Source organism: Amycolatopsis sp. NPDC104587 (assembly GCF_055583645.1).
In genome coordinates this window covers 258,339-271,353 of record NZ_JBVJNO010000005.1, presented here as the reverse complement: position 1 = coordinate 271,353, position 13,015 = coordinate 258,339, and the positions used below count along the sequence as shown (strand labels likewise).

Annotated in this window: 13 protein-coding genes and 2 pseudogenes; 11 read left to right on the top strand and 4 right to left on the bottom strand. The window is 71.1% G+C overall.

The genetic code is table 11. The features are described 5' to 3' along the window. The first annotated feature begins 222 nt into the window (after window positions 1-222). The 6 genes and pseudogenes from ACZ61C_RS16725 to ACZ61C_RS16700 all read left to right on the top strand — a co-directional run bounded on the left by ACZ61C_RS16725 (window position 223) and on the right by ACZ61C_RS16700 (window position 4,330). A complete protein-coding gene (locus tag ACZ61C_RS16725) occupies window positions 223-786 on the top strand; it encodes a sigma-70 family RNA polymerase sigma factor (RefSeq protein WP_465307515.1) in 564 nt (187 codons plus the stop codon). 7 nt (window positions 787-793) lie between these two features. Continuing rightward, the gene (locus ACZ61C_RS16720) at window positions 794-1,585 is read left to right on the top strand and encodes an anti-sigma factor family protein (protein ID WP_465307513.1); all 792 of its coding nucleotides are present in this window, start codon (window positions 794-796) and stop codon (window positions 1,583-1,585) included. Window positions 1,586-1,851: 266 nt separating this feature from the next. Continuing rightward, on the top strand, window positions 1,852-3,345 hold the full coding sequence (locus ACZ61C_RS16715; protein WP_465307511.1) for a DUF1996 domain-containing protein: 1,494 nt from the start codon (window positions 1,852-1,854) through the stop codon (window positions 3,343-3,345). 44 nt (window positions 3,346-3,389) lie between these two features. Then, window positions 3,390-3,827, top strand: a pseudogene (locus ACZ61C_RS16710) (hypothetical protein); the annotation flags it as partial. Window positions 3,828-3,871: 44 nt separating this feature from the next. Further along, window positions 3,872-4,015 (top strand): annotated as a pseudogene (locus ACZ61C_RS16705) (hypothetical protein); the annotation flags it as partial. A 51-nt stretch (window positions 4,016-4,066) separates the two neighbouring features. Next, window positions 4,067-4,330 (top strand): hypothetical protein, encoded by a 264-nt coding sequence (locus ACZ61C_RS16700; protein ID WP_465308258.1) that lies wholly within the window; start codon window positions 4,067-4,069, stop codon window positions 4,328-4,330. 605 nt (window positions 4,331-4,935) lie between these two features. Here the strand turns inward: ACZ61C_RS16700 and ACZ61C_RS16695 are convergent. After that, window positions 4,936-6,000, bottom strand: a complete 1,065-nt coding sequence (locus tag ACZ61C_RS16695) for an Lrp/AsnC family transcriptional regulator (protein WP_465307509.1) — start codon at window positions 5,998-6,000, stop codon at window positions 4,936-4,938. A gap of 68 nt (window positions 6,001-6,068) precedes the next feature. On the opposite strand from ACZ61C_RS16695, the gene ACZ61C_RS16690 reads away from it, so the two are divergent. The 4 genes from ACZ61C_RS16690 to ACZ61C_RS16675 are packed head-to-tail and all read left to right on the top strand — an operon-like array spanning window position 6,069 to window position 10,079. Then, window positions 6,069-7,262: a M20 metallopeptidase family protein gene (locus ACZ61C_RS16690; protein ID WP_465307507.1), complete on the top strand. Its 1,194-nt coding sequence runs from the start codon at window positions 6,069-6,071 to the stop codon at window positions 7,260-7,262. A 5-nt stretch (window positions 7,263-7,267) separates the two neighbouring features. Beyond that, window positions 7,268-7,468 carry a hypothetical protein gene (locus ACZ61C_RS16685; protein ID WP_465307505.1) on the top strand — a complete coding sequence of 67 codons (201 nt, stop codon included), beginning with the start codon at window positions 7,268-7,270 and terminating at the stop codon, window positions 7,466-7,468. After that, window positions 7,465-8,880, top strand: a complete 1,416-nt coding sequence (locus tag ACZ61C_RS16680) for a sodium:solute symporter family protein (protein ID WP_465307503.1) — start codon at window positions 7,465-7,467, stop codon at window positions 8,878-8,880. Before ACZ61C_RS16685 ends, ACZ61C_RS16680 begins: the two co-directional genes overlap by 4 nt. Then, window positions 8,877-10,079, top strand: a complete 1,203-nt coding sequence (locus ACZ61C_RS16675) for a metal-dependent hydrolase family protein (RefSeq protein WP_465307501.1) — start codon at window positions 8,877-8,879, stop codon at window positions 10,077-10,079. The genes ACZ61C_RS16680 and ACZ61C_RS16675 overlap by 4 nt, the downstream gene beginning before the upstream one ends. Here the strand turns inward: ACZ61C_RS16675 and ACZ61C_RS16670 are convergent. Both ACZ61C_RS16670 and ACZ61C_RS16665 read right to left on the bottom strand, forming a co-directional pair. Further along, entirely contained in the window at window positions 10,076-10,444 is a 369-nt protein-coding gene (locus tag ACZ61C_RS16670; RefSeq protein WP_465307499.1) for a DUF2255 family protein, read from the bottom strand. The two genes, ACZ61C_RS16675 and ACZ61C_RS16670, sit on opposite strands and share 4 nt — an antisense overlap. After that, window positions 10,441-11,241 (bottom strand): alpha/beta fold hydrolase, encoded by an 801-nt coding sequence (locus tag ACZ61C_RS16665; protein ID WP_465307497.1) that lies wholly within the window; start codon window positions 11,239-11,241, stop codon window positions 10,441-10,443. The genes ACZ61C_RS16670 and ACZ61C_RS16665 overlap by 4 nt, the downstream gene beginning before the upstream one ends. Window positions 11,242-11,284: 43 nt before the next feature. Here ACZ61C_RS16665 and ACZ61C_RS16660 point away from each other — a divergent pair, with 43 nt between their 5' ends. Next, entirely contained in the window at window positions 11,285-11,671 is a 387-nt protein-coding gene (locus ACZ61C_RS16660) for a RidA family protein (RefSeq protein WP_465307495.1), read from the top strand. Here ACZ61C_RS16660 and ACZ61C_RS16655 read toward each other — a convergent pair. Next, entirely contained in the window at window positions 11,668-12,825 is a 1,158-nt protein-coding gene (locus ACZ61C_RS16655; RefSeq protein WP_465307493.1) for a steroid 3-ketoacyl-CoA thiolase, read from the bottom strand. The genes ACZ61C_RS16660 and ACZ61C_RS16655 overlap by 4 nt on opposite strands. Window positions 12,826-13,015 lie beyond the last annotated feature (190 nt).

Sequence of the window (13,015 nt, the reverse complement as noted above, 5' to 3'; positions counted from 1 at the left end):
CCGTGGGGCATGACTACGCGCCGTCGCCGAGGGTGCGGCGGAAAAGCGCGCGAAAGATCCACAGTGGACTTTCGGTCCGGAGTGGATGCGGAGCGTTGCGGGGGACAACGCCTTGTCGGGGGTCTTCGGTAGGGGATACGGACACGATCCGGAAACGGTTCAAAAAAGTTCCGGGACATTTGGTACTGGACTCCGGGGCTCCGGCACACCAGGATGTGCCGCGTGGGACGGCACACTCGAGCGCTGAGACCCGTCGAAGATCACCAGGAAGCGGTTGTCGGGTCCGACGACGCCTCCGATGATCTGGCGAAGGCGCTCTACCAGGAGTTCGGCGGGTCCCTCATGGCGTTCGCCCTGCGGCTGACCGGTCACGACCGGCAGTGGGCCGAGGACGTCGTGCAGGAGACCCTGATCAAGGCATGGCGGAACGCGGACAAGCTCGACCGCCGGCCCGAGATGTTGCGCGCGTGGCTGTTCACGGTGGCCCGGCGTATCGTCATCGACGGCTGGCGCAGCCGGAGCGTCCGCCCCCAGGAGCTCGAGGAGATCGAATCCGACGCGATCGCGGTGTCCGACGAATCGGACCGGACGCTCGCCGCGATGATCGTTTACGAGGCGCTGCAGGGGCTTTCGCCCGAGCAGCGGGAGGCCATCCAGCAGACCTACCTGCGCGATCGGACCGTGAACGAGGTCGCGGCGACCCTCGGGGTGCCCCCGGGCACGATCAAGTCCCGCATCCACCACGCCGTCCGCGCGCTGCGCCGTGCCCTCCGCGAGCGGGGGTGAACTGAGGGTGGCCGGGTCCGCACACACCGATGTCGCCGCATACGTGCTCGGCGTCCTCAGCGAGGCCGAGAACACCCAGTTCGAAGCCCACCTCATGAACTGTCCGCACTGCCAGCTCGACCTGATCGAGCTCTACCAGCTCCCGGACGTCCTGGACCTGGTGAAGCGCAGCTGGCCAGAGCCCCCGATGCCCGCGCCGAGCCCGCGCACCCTCGCGCCCGGGCCGCGGGTCCTGCGTGGCCTGATGGAAGAGGCCACCGTCAAGCGGCGCCGCCGCAAGCGCCTCGGCATCATCGCCGGCGTCGCGGCCGCCTCCCTCGTCGTGGCCGGCCCGCTGGTGACCCTCGCGGTCCGGCCGGCCGACGCCGTCCCGCCCGCGTCGCTCGCCGCGCCGAGCGGCAAGCAGCCGCCGCCGGTGACGAGCGTGCCCGCGACGTCCACCGCGCCGCCGGAGAGCGGCACCCCGAGCCAGCCCGGCGGCGGCCAGACCTACGGCCGCGGCAGCGGCGGGTCCGCGGTCAGCGCCCTCGTCACCGTCTCCCCGGTGGAGTGGGGCAGCCGGGTCGACCTCGAGCTGCGCGGGATCGTCGGGCCGTTGAAGTGCCAGCTGATCGCCGTCTCGGCGTCGGGTGACGAGCGCGTGGTGTCCAGCTGGGTGGTGCCGCCCAAGGGTTTCGGCATTCCTGGCTCGTCGGAACCGTTGCGGCTGCAGGGTTCCATCTCGATGGTGATGGACCAGATCGCGCGCTTCGAGGTCCGTGGTGACGACGGCACCGTCCTCGTCACCGTGCAGCGCTGAATCTCTTTCCCGGATAAAACGCGGTGACCTGGGTTGATGCTGCCCGGTTGCGTTCCGCTTGATAACGAACAGATAACGGGCCGGTCGCTTTTGAACCTCGTGGCACCGGGGTCCGTATCCCCCAATGCATCCCCCGATGCATCCCGACGCCGGAGCCGAACGCATCCCCGGACTCCGCGTGATCTCGACCTCAACCAACGGTAGTTCTTGCCCGGGCCACCGCGGTGTTCGGCGTGCCCGGAATAACGAACGAGGTGAACTAGTCTATGGCCCGGAATTCTCGGTCCCCCGTGACGGGCAAGCATCGCGTCGCCCGTCGTACGAAGATCGCCATGGGCGCGATCGGCCTGGCGATCGCCGTCGGCGCACTCGCCGTCGCGGTCACCGCGGGCCGCACGGGCGAAGCGAGCGCGGACCCCGCCGACCCGTCGTTCTTCATCGACATCAACAAGGTTCCCGCGGGCAACAACGTCAACGCGGCCTTGCAGAAGAAGGGCGCGCAGGGATCCTTCACCGTCGACTGTGGAACGAACGCCGACGGCGCGCACCACAACCCGGACAACTTCATCGCCCAGCCCGGGATCAAGAACGGCGCCCAGCACCTGCACGACTACGTCGGCAACGTGACCACGGACGCCGACTCCAGCCTCAAGAGCCTGCTCGCCGGCGACACCACCTGCAAGAACGGTGACCAGTCGGCGTACTTCTGGCCCGTGATCCGGATCGACCGCGAAGACAACGCGGCGAACCAGAACGAAAACCAGCAGGCGCAGCAGAAGCAGCAGGGCAAGACCGGCGACGTCCAGCAGGACCAGAGCGCCAAGGACGCGCAGGCCGCGAAGGACGCCGGGCAGGGTCAGGACCAGGCGGCCGACGACCCGAACGCTCAGGATCAGAACGCGCAGGATCAGAACGCGCAGGATCAGAACGCGCAGGACCAGAACGGCCAGCAGAAGCGCAAGAACACCGGTGGCGGCGCGGGCCGCGGCGGTGACCAGAACGCGCAGCAGCAGGACAACCAGGACCAGCAGGCGCAGCAGGACCAGCAGCAGGACCAGCAGCAGGGCCAGGACCAGCGTCGTGGCGGCAAGAACCAGAACCAGAACGGCAACGGCGGCAAGAACAACGGTGGCCAGAACGGCAACCAGAACCAGAGCAGCAGCGCCGCCGCGCCCCCGGCCGAAGAGCTCGGCGGACCCCAGGGCGCGAACGAAGAGGTCGGCGACAACGACGGCGAGATCCTCGAGCCGGAGTCCGCGACCCTGAAGTTCATCGGCGGTGGCGCGAAGAACGTCGTCGCGATGCCGCTCGGGCTGAAGATCCTCTACGGTGACGCCAAGCAGAGCACCAACGGCCCGGCCAACGCCCGGCCCAGCTGGACCTGCACCGGCTTCGAGGACCGGCTGACCGACCTCTACCCGATCTGTCCGGCCGGCAGCAAGGTCGAGCGCATCCACGCCTTCCCGAACTGCTGGGACGGCAAGAACACCGACAGCGCCAACCACCGCACGCACATCGTGTTCGCGAACCAGCAGGGCAAGTGCCCGCAGGGCTTCAAGAACGTGCCGCAGCTGCAGGTGACGCTGGTCTACGACGTCCCGCAGGACGTCCAGCAGAAGGGCCAGTACAAAGTGGACGCCTTCGCCCAGGAGAAGCACAACCCGCGGTCCGACCACGACGACTTCGCGAACGTGATGAGCAAGAAGATCATGGGCCGCCTCGTCAACTGCGTCAACTCGGGCAAGGCCTGCGCGGAATAGTCACCCGGCCAGCTGAAACCCGGATTCGGGAAGGAGAACCTCCGATGAACCGTGCTCGCCCGGTTGCCGCCGCCGTGCTCACCGTCGCCGGATTCGCGCTTGTCGCGGCTTGCGGGTCCAACCCGTACGCTGCTTCCGGCGCGGTCCAGTCGGTGGCGCTCGGCGCCCCGCGGCAACCGGCGAGCGCGGTCCCGGCCGGCTCCACGGCCGGCCAGGCCCAGCTCGTGGCGTCCACAGTGGAGGGTCTCGGCGCGGTCCTGACCGACGCCGGCGGCCACACGCTCTACCAGTACGCCAAGGACGCGGCCGACCCGCCGCGCTCCGTCTGCGACGGTGCCTGCGCCCAGCTGTGGCCGCCGCTGCTCTCCGACGTCCCGGCGCTCGTCGCCGGGGTGGACGAGAAGCTCGTCAGCCTCCTCACCCGGCCCGACGGCCGCAAGCAGGTGTCGGTGGCCGGCCGGCCGGTCTACACCTACGCCAAGGACACCGGCGCCGGCGTCGCGCTGGGCCAGAACGTCAGCGCGGACTGGGCGGCGGTCACGCCGAAGGGGAGAAGGCGGCCACCGCGGCCAAGCCGACCACCGTCGGCACGGGCGAGGCCGGCGGTCTCGGCCCGGTCCTCACGGACTCGGCGGGCCGCACGCTCTACCTGTTCACCAAGGACGGCAAGGACTCCGGACAGTCCACCTGCGACGCGTCCTGTTCGGACAAGTGGCCGCCCGTGCTCGTCGACGGCCGGATCACCGTCGCCGAAAGCGTCGACACCGGTCTCATCGGCCAGATCCGCCGGAGCGACGGCACCATGCAGGTGACCGTCGGCGGCTGGCCCGTCTACACCTACGCCCAGGACAGCGCGCCCGGCGAGGCGAACGGCCACGGCGCCGGGAACGCCTGGTACGCCGTCGAACCCGGCGGCTGCAAGGTCGACCCCGCGCGCCGGCCCGACTCCTCGTTCAAGACGGCCTCGGCGACCGGCGGGTACTGACCCGCCCCACGAACCCCGGCCCGGCGGACACTTCCCTCCACCTCACCCCCCCCAGTCCGCCGGGGCGGTTGCTCCACCCGAAGAACCGCGGGACCCCGTCCCGCGCCCCGAGCCCCGGCCCGGTGGACACTTCCCTCCACCTCACCCCCCTGTCCGCCGGGCCGGGATTCTTCACCCACACCGATCCGGCCCCACCGGATCAGCGAAGGAGGAGACGGCGGGAGTCGCTCCCGCCCGCGAGTTCCGGCCCGGTGGACACTTCCCTCCACCTCACCCCCCAGTCCATCGGCCGGAACCCTCCCTCCTCGCTCACCTCACCCAAGATTCCCCTCCACTCACGCAAGAAGCCTCCCCAGTCACGCGAGATCCCCCTCCAGTCACGCGAGTCGACCCTCCAGACACACGAATTCCGCCCCCAGACACGCGAATTCCGCCCCCAGTCACGCGAGTTCCGGCTCCAGTTACGCGAGTTCCGGCTCCAGTCACGCGAGTTCCGCCCCCAGTCACGCGACTTCCGCCCCCAAAGACTTCCGGCCGGTGACCGCCCCTCGCCAGAACCCCCGCAGACCCCGGTCCGGTGGATGCTTCCCTCCACCTCACCCCCCTCATCCCCCGGGCCGGCTCACGCCGCGGTTCCCGTGCTCCGGCACGGGGACCGCGGCCCAGAAGTCCAGCGGCACCCGGCCCGTCCCGCGCCCCGCCGCGTCGAGGAGACGGCCCATCAGCTTGACGCTCCGCAGCGTCACCGCCCGGTCCGTGATCTCCAGCCAGGGCAGCTTCGCCGCCAGCACCGCCTCCAGCGCCACCGTGTCGTGCTGCGAAGGCAGCCACACCACCAGCATCAGGTTCGCCGCCCCGGTCAGGGCCGCGCACATCCGGACCTCCGGCAGCATCGCCAGCGACCGCGCCGTCGTCTCCAGCTTGTCCGGCGGGACCCGCAGCCAGAGCGTCACCGTCACCGGCGCGGGTGACACGGACCGCGCGATCTCGCACCGGACGCGGATCGCGCCACGGGCCAGCAGCGCGTCCAGCCGGCGTCGCACCGTCGTCGCCCCGACGCCGAGTTCGAGCGCCAACGCCGCCGCCGACACCCGCGCGTCGACGCCCAGTGCGAGGATCAGCGCCCGGTCCGCGTCGTCGAACCGCAGTGGCGCCCGGTTCTTCGGCGGCTTCGCCGAAAGGGCCTCCCGCTGACCCGGCGAGATCGCCCGCACCCGCCACCGGCTGCCCTCGGTGAACATCCGCGGCGACAGCACCGTCCGGACGCGGGTCACGCCGGGCACCGCCGTCACGCGGTCCAGGACGTGCGCGCCCAGCTCCCGCAACGTCGGCGCGACGACGTGGGCGAGCAGGTCGCCCGGCCCGGCCACGCATTCGACGGTGACGACACGCGGGTCCGCGGCCAGCGCGGACGCCGCCGAAAGCGCGGCCCCCGGCGCGCAGTCGATCTCGACGAACGCCAGGGCCAGCTGCGCGGTCAGCTCACCCCCGGCGTACGCGGTGAGCCACGCGTCGCCCCGCTCGACGAGCGCGGCCCAGCGCCGGGCGGCGGTCACCGCGCCCAGGCCGAGCGCGCGGCCGAGCGTCGACCAGGACGCCCGGGGCGCGGCCTGCAGCGCGTCGACCAGTTTGAGGTCCTGCTCGGCCAGCATGGCGGATTCTTCGTTCATCGGACCTCGGAACGGTGGTTTCGGGGATTTTCCCCGGCCATTGTGCTCGACTCTCGCATGATCGGCGGATGACCCTGCGCTCCGACGCCGCCGCGCTCCTCGACGACCTGGTCGCCCTGCGCCGCGACCTGCATCGCATCCCCGAGATCGGCTTGACCCTGCCGCGCACCCAGGAGCGGGTCCTCGCGGCGCTCGACGGCCTGCCCCTCGAAATCTCCCTCGGCAAGAATCTCTCCTCGATCACCGCCGTCCTGCGCGGCGGCAAGCCCGGCGGCACCGTGCTCCTGCGCGGCGACATGGATGCGCTCCCGGTGACCGAAGCCAGTGGCGAGGACTTCAGCTCGACCGTGCCCGGCGCGATGCACGCCTGCGGCCACGACCTGCACACGGCGGGCCTGGTCGGCTCGGCCCGGCTGCTCGCGGCGCGCAAGGACGACCTGCCCGGCGACGTCGTGTTCATGTTCCAGCCCGGCGAAGAGGGCTGGGACGGCGCCGGCCGCATGATCGAGGAAGGCGTGCTGACGGCGTCCGGCAAGCACGTCGACGCCGCCTACGGCCTGCACGTCTCGGCCACGACCTACGAGAAGGGCCACTTCACCGCCCGCCCGGGCACGCTGATGGCGGCGTCGGGCGGGCTGTTCGTGCGGGTGCGCGGCGACGGCGGGCACGGCTCGTCGCCGCACGACGCGCGTGACCCGATCCCGGCGGCCTGCGAGATGGTGACCGCGCTGCAGACGATGGTCACGCGCGGCTTCGACGTCTTCGACCCGGTGGTGGTCACCGTCGGGACGTTCCACGCGGGCACGCGGCGCAACATCATCCCGGACGACGCGGTGTTCGAGGCGACCCTGCGGTCGTTCTCGCCGGAGGTCGCCGAACGCGTCGGCGAGCGCGCGGTGCGGGTGTGCCGGGGCATCGCCCAGGCGCACGGCCTCGACATCGACGTCACCTTCGAGCCGGAGTACCCGGCGACGGTCAACGACGCCGGCGCGTACGACTTCGTGGCCGACACGATCCGCGACGTCTACGGCGAGGAGCGGTTCACCGAGATGGCCGATCCGATCACCGGTTCGGAGGACTTCTCCCGGGTGCTCGAACGCGTGCCCGGCGCCTACCTCTTCCTCGGCGCGTGCCCGACGGACCCGGCGACCGCGCCGGACAACCACTCACCCCGCGCCCGGTTCGACGACAGCGTGCTCGGCGACGGTGCCGCGCTGCTGGCCGAGCTCGCGGTCCGCCGGCTCGGGATCCTGGCGGGGTGACGCGCGTGCGCAGCTATCACTGGCCCCCGCTGCTCCCGGTGCTCGCCTTGGTCCTGATGCCGTTCCTGCCGTTCGTCAACACCACCGGGCTGTGGCTCGGGCTGCCGCGGATGGTCGTGTGGGGCGCGTTCTGGTGCCTGATGTTCACCCCGGCGCTGCTGCTGTCCGAACGCCTGCTGCGCGCGGCCGGGGAGGACGACGAATGATCCTCGCCTTCACCCTCGCCGGCATCGTGCTGATCGGCGTCCTGGGTTTTGTCGGCCGCCGCAAGCCCGTCGCCGACCTCGCCGAGTGGACGGTCGGCGGCCGCCGCTTCGGCGCCATGACCATGTGGTTCCTCCAGGCGGGGGAGGTGTTCACCACCTTCACCTTCCTCGGCATGGCCGGGCTCGCGTTCTCCGGCGGGGTCGCGGCGATGTACGCGCTGCCGTACGTGCCGATCGCCTACGTCGTGCTGTTCTTCCTCGCGAAGCGCCTGTGGACGCTGGGCAAGGAGCGCGGCTACCTCACGCAGGGCGACTTCCTCGAAGACCGTTACTCCAGCCGGGCGCTCGGGACGCTGTCGGCGGTACTGGGCGTGGTCTTCGTGCTGCCGTACCTGCAGCTGCAGATCACCGGGCTCGGGCTGATCGTCCGGCTGGTGACCGGCGACAGCGCGTCCGGCACGCTCAGCATGGTCGCCGGCAGCGTGCTGGTGGTCGCGTTCGTGCTGTGGGCGGGGCTGCGCGGGGTCGCGGCGACGTCGTACTTCAAGGACGGCATCATGCTCGTCGCGCTGGTGGTGCTGATCGTCGCGGTGCCGACGCACTTCGCCGGCGGGATCCCCGCGGTGTTCCACAAGATCGAACAGCTGCACCCGGAGAAGCTGATCGTCCACAGTGGAGCGAACGACCACGTCTGGTTCGTGACGAGCATGCTGGTCAGCGCCATCGGCGTCGGGCTGATGACGTTGCCGCACTCGTGGCCGGCGCTGATGTCGGCGCGCGACCCGAAGGTGCTGCGGCGCAACTACGCCTGGATGCCGGTGTACGAGCTGTGCCTGCTGCTGCCGATGGTCGTCGGGTTCGCGGCGATCCTCGTGGTGCCCAAGGGCAGTGACCCGAACGGCGTATTGCTGACGCTGTCGAAGGACGCCCTGCCCGGCTGGGTGACCGGCATCATCGTCGTCGCCGCGACGGCCACCGCGATGGTCCCGGCGGCCGGGATCCTGATCGGCATCTCGTCGCTGGTGGCGCGCAACATAGTCCGCGTGCGCGGCGGGCGCAAGCAGTTCTGGATCAACCACGGCACGGTTGTGCTCGCGAGTACCCTTGCCCTCGTGCTGGGCATCTTCCGGCCGGACCTGCTGGCCAACCTGCTGTTGCTCACGTATTCGGGGTCGGTCCAGCTGGCCCCGGCCAACCTGCTGGGCTTCCTCAGGCGCGTGCCGGTGGGCAAGGGCCCGGTGTTCGCCGGGCTGGTCGCCGGCGAGGTCGTCGTCATCTGGCTGACCTTTGTGGACACTCATTTCGCCGGCACCGTCAACGTCGGCCTGATCGGGCTCGGCGTCAACGTCGTCGTGCTGGCGCTGGCCGCGCTGGTGTCGCGGCGGCAGACTTCTCCCGTGGAGGCGGCGTGACGCGCACGGTTTTCACCGGTGGTTCGGTGTTCGACGGTTCCGGCGCGGAGCCGGCCGAGGCGGACGTCGTCGTCGAGCACGGCCGGATCGTCGACGTCGGCACGGACCTGGACGGCGACGAGGGTGTCGACTGCGCCGGCGCGGTGCTGCTGCCGGGGCTGTTCGACTGTCACGTGCACGTGACGGTGTCGGAGATCGGGCTGCTGTCGCGGGTGCAGAAGCCGTTCTCCTACCAGTTCTACGAAGCCGCGCGGAACCTCTGGGCGACGCTCGGCCTGGGCATCACGACGGTCCGCGACGCCTCGGGCGCCGACCTCGGCATCAAGCAGGCGGTGGACGACGGGCTGATCCCCGGGCCGCGGCTGCAGATCTCGATCGGGCTGATCAGCCAGACCGGCGGCCACGGCGACAGCTGGAACCCGTCGAGCATCTGCGTCCCGCTGCTGGTGCCGCACCCGGGCCGCCCGGACGCGACGGCCGACGGCCCCGACGAGATGCGCCGCGTCGCCCGCACACTGCTGCGCGCGGGCGCGGACGTGCTGAAGGTGTGCACGACCGGCGGCGTGCTCTCCCCGCGCGACGACCCGCGGCATTCGCAGTACACCCCGGAGGAGCTGGAGGTCCTGGTCGCCGAGGCGTCCGCGCAGGGCCGTCCGGTGATGGCCCACGCCCAGGGTGCGGCGGGCATCAAGAACGCGGTGCGGGCGGGTGTGCGGTCCATCGAACACGGCATCTACCTCGACGACGAGGCGATCGAGCTGATGCTCGGCCACGGAACGTGGCTGGTCCCGACGCTGATCGCCCCGGTCAACGTGGTCCGCGCGGCGGACGCGGGCGTGGATCTGCCGGCGTCGGTGGTGGCGAAGGCGCGCGAGGTGGTGGAAGTCCACCGCGACTCGGTGCGCCGGGCGTACGCGGCGGGCGTGCGGATCGCGATGGGGACGGACAGCGGGGTGGGTCCGCACGGGACGAACCTCGAGGAGCTCGCGCTGATGGCGGCGTGCGGGATGACCCAGGCGGACGTCCTGGAGGCGACAACGTCGTCGGCGGCGCGCTTGATGGGGTTGGACGGCGAGCTGGGGCGGATCGAGCCGGGGCTGCGGGCCGATCTTGTGGTGGTGGCGGGGGATCCGTACGACTTCCCGGCGCTGGCGTCGAACATCCGGGAAGTCTGGAAGGACGGCATCCGAGTGGTTTAGGGCGCGCCGACCCGGTCGAGCCGCAGGGTGGTCGCCGCGGCCTCGGGCGTGACCATGGCGTCCGTCCCGCCCCCGTACTTCGCCCGGTAAGCAGCGTCGACCGCCGCGGTGACCTCCGCCGACGCGGCACCGACGTCTTCGACGGAAACCTCGGCTTCCAGACCCGCCACCCGAACGCGAGCCCGACCCGACCGCGCCGCGGCGCCGAACCACCCGGTTTCCCGCCGGTACCACGTCCGCACGTAAACCTGCTCACCCGCGCACACGACCCAAATCGGCACCCACCGGCGCGAGCCGACCGCGATCTCCAGCTCCTGGGCCGCGTTCAGGAGCCGCACGTCCTCCGGGGACCAGGGTTCCGTCATGCCGGCTCCGGGGTGAGCAGATCCTTCAACGCCGCCGCGAACTTCGCCGGGTTTCGCTGCGGTGCCAGATGGGCTCCCGGCATCTCGGTGAACGGCAACCCCAGCTCCAGCGCCAGGATCTTCGCCGGCTGGTAGTGGTAGCGGCCGCGGCTGGCTTCGCCCGCCACCGGGACTATCTCCGTGCTCGCCCTGCGCAACGCTCGCAGATCCGGCAGGTAGTCGAAGAACTCCGTCAGCTCGCGGTCGAACAGGCGGACCCAGTCGGCCTCGTGGGGGAGGCGGATCGTGGGCAGGTCGGGCAGGGCCGCGCCCGCGATCGCGTCCGCGAAGCGGGTCACCGCCGCCATCAGCTCACCCGAACGGGCCAGCCGGACCTGCTCGGCCGCCGCCTCGAGCCAGCTGCCCGCGTCCGGCATCAGGTGGACCGCCGGGGGCTCGTGGGCGACCAGCGTGGTCACCCGGTCCGAAAACCGGGCCACGAGGTCGAGGCCGATCAGGGCGCCCGCGCTCGAGCCGAACACCAGCGCCGGGCCGTCGGTTGTGCGCTCCAGCACCGCCCGGGCGTCGTCGGCCTGCAGGGACACCGGGACCGGGCCCGTTGTCGTGTCCGTGCTGCCGAAGTGGCCGCGCCGGTCGTACGTGATCACGGTGAACTCCGCGTACAGCTGCTTCGCCAGCGCGCGGTAGGAGTCACCCGCCCCGGTGCCGCCCGCGATCAGCAGCAGCGCCGGACCCTCGCCGCCGCGGCGGACGAGGAGCTCACCGTCCTCCACCGGGCAACGGCTTTCCGAGATCATGCATCGAAGTGAAGCACAACGGCCGCAAGCTAACGTGCGCGGTATGACGGAACGGCGAGCGATCCTCAGCGGCTCCACCTTCGAGGAACAGATCGGGTACGCCCGCGCCGTCGTGCACGGCGATCGGGTGTACGTCTCGGGCACGACCGGCTTCGACTACTCGACGATGACGATCTCCGAAGACGTCGTCGAGCAGGCCGCGCAATGCCTGCACAACATCGGATCCGCGCTGGCGGAGGCGGGCTGCACCCTGGCGGACGTCGTCCGCGTGCGGTACCTGCTGCCCGCACGCGAGGACTTCGAACCGTGCTGGCCGGTGCTGCGTAAGGCTTTCGCGGACGTCCGCCCGGCCGCGACGATGCTTCAGTGCGGCCTGGCCGACCCGCGCATGAAGATCGAAATCGAGGTGGACGCCCACCTCCCCGGCTAGAGCCGCTCGATGATCGACGCCGTGGCGAGCGCGCCGCCGGCGCACATCGTCACCAGCGCCGTCGACGCGTCGCGGCGTTCCAGCTCGTGCAACGCCGTTGTCAGCAGCCGCGCTCCGGTGCTGCCCACCGGGTGACCCAGCGCGATCGCGCCGCCGTTGACGTTGACCCGGGACGGATCGGGCGAAAGCGTCCGCTGCCACGACAACGCCACCGAAGCGAACGCTTCGTTGACCTCGAACAGGTCCAGGTCACCGACCGTCATGCCGGTCCGCGACAGCACCCGTTCCGTCGCGCGGATCGGGCCGTCCAGGTGGTAGTACGGCTCGGCCCCGACCAGCGCCTGCGCGACGATCCGGGCGCGCGGCCGCAGCCCCAGGGCAGCGGCCCGGTCGGCGTCCATCAGCAGCAGCGCCGCCGCGCCGTCGGAGATCTGGGACGACGTTCCCGCCGTGTGGATGCCGTCCTCCACCACCGGCTTCAGCCGGGCGAGGCCTTCGACGGTCGTCTCGCGCAGGCCCTGGTCGCGGCCGACCAGGCGAGTTTCCCCCGTCAAAGCCCCCGAAGCGTCGAGGACCGGAGCCTTCACCGGCGCCACTTCGCGGTCGAAGTGCCCGGCTTCCCACGCGGCCGCGGCCTTCTGCTGGGACGCGGCGCCGAACGCGTCGACGTCGTCGCGCGTCAGCCCGCGGCGGACGGCGATGCGCTCCGCCGCGCCGTACTGGTTGGGCAGGTCGATCGACCACGACGCCGGCCGCGGCGACGCGCCCGCGCGGTTCGCGCCGAGCGGCACCCGGCTCATCGCCTCGACCCCGCACGCGACACCGACCTCGATGGCGTCCGCCGCGATCAGGCCGGCGACGAGGTGGGTGGCCTGCTGCGCCGAGCCGCACTGGGCGTCGATGGTCGTCGCGCCCGCCGTCTCGGGCAGGCCCGCGTGCAGCCACGCCGTGCGCGTGACGTTGTTGGACTGCTCGCCGGCCTGCGTGACGCAGCCGCCGATCAGCTGCTCGACCAGCGCGGGGTCGATCCCGGCCCGGTCGAGCAGGGCGAGCTGCGCGGCGCCCAGCAGCTCGGCCGCGTGCAGGCCGGCCAGCAGCCCGCCCCGCTTGCCGATCGGGGTCCGCACGGCTTCGACGATGACCGGCACGCCCATGTCGTCCCCTTCGTCGGGAAACACTGTCCACTGGCTCAAAAACTAGAACAAGTTATCGTTCTAGGCAAGCCGCCGCAGCATCCACGTAATCTTGATCTTCCGTAACTGAGCGTCCGCTCACCTGCCGTCATCGGTCAAGTTAACGGGTTTCACTGAACGCCCTTCCGTTAGTTAACACCGTATGCTTCAA

Bases quoted from the DNA above. Each gene is read 5' to 3' on its own strand.
- ACZ61C_RS16715 (WP_465307511.1), top strand. From the start codon at position 1,852: ATGGCCCGGAATTCTCGGTCCCCCGTGACGGGCAAGCATCGCGTCGCC.
- ACZ61C_RS16695 (WP_465307509.1), bottom strand. From the start codon at position 6,000: ATGAACGAAGAATCCGCCATGCTGGCCGAGCAGGACCTCAAACTGGTC.
- ACZ61C_RS16690 (WP_465307507.1), top strand. From the start codon at position 6,069: ATGACCCTGCGCTCCGACGCCGCCGCGCTCCTCGACGACCTGGTCGCC.
- ACZ61C_RS16680 (WP_465307503.1), top strand. From the start codon at position 7,465: ATGATCCTCGCCTTCACCCTCGCCGGCATCGTGCTGATCGGCGTCCTG.
- ACZ61C_RS16670 (WP_465307499.1), bottom strand. From the start codon at position 10,444: ATGACGGAACCCTGGTCCCCGGAGGACGTGCGGCTCCTGAACGCGGCC.
- ACZ61C_RS16665 (WP_465307497.1), bottom strand. From the start codon at position 11,241: ATGATCTCGGAAAGCCGTTGCCCGGTGGAGGACGGTGAGCTCCTCGTC.
- ACZ61C_RS16660 (WP_465307495.1), top strand. From the start codon at position 11,285: ATGACGGAACGGCGAGCGATCCTCAGCGGCTCCACCTTCGAGGAACAG.
- ACZ61C_RS16655 (WP_465307493.1), bottom strand. From the start codon at position 12,825: ATGGGCGTGCCGGTCATCGTCGAAGCCGTGCGGACCCCGATCGGCAAG.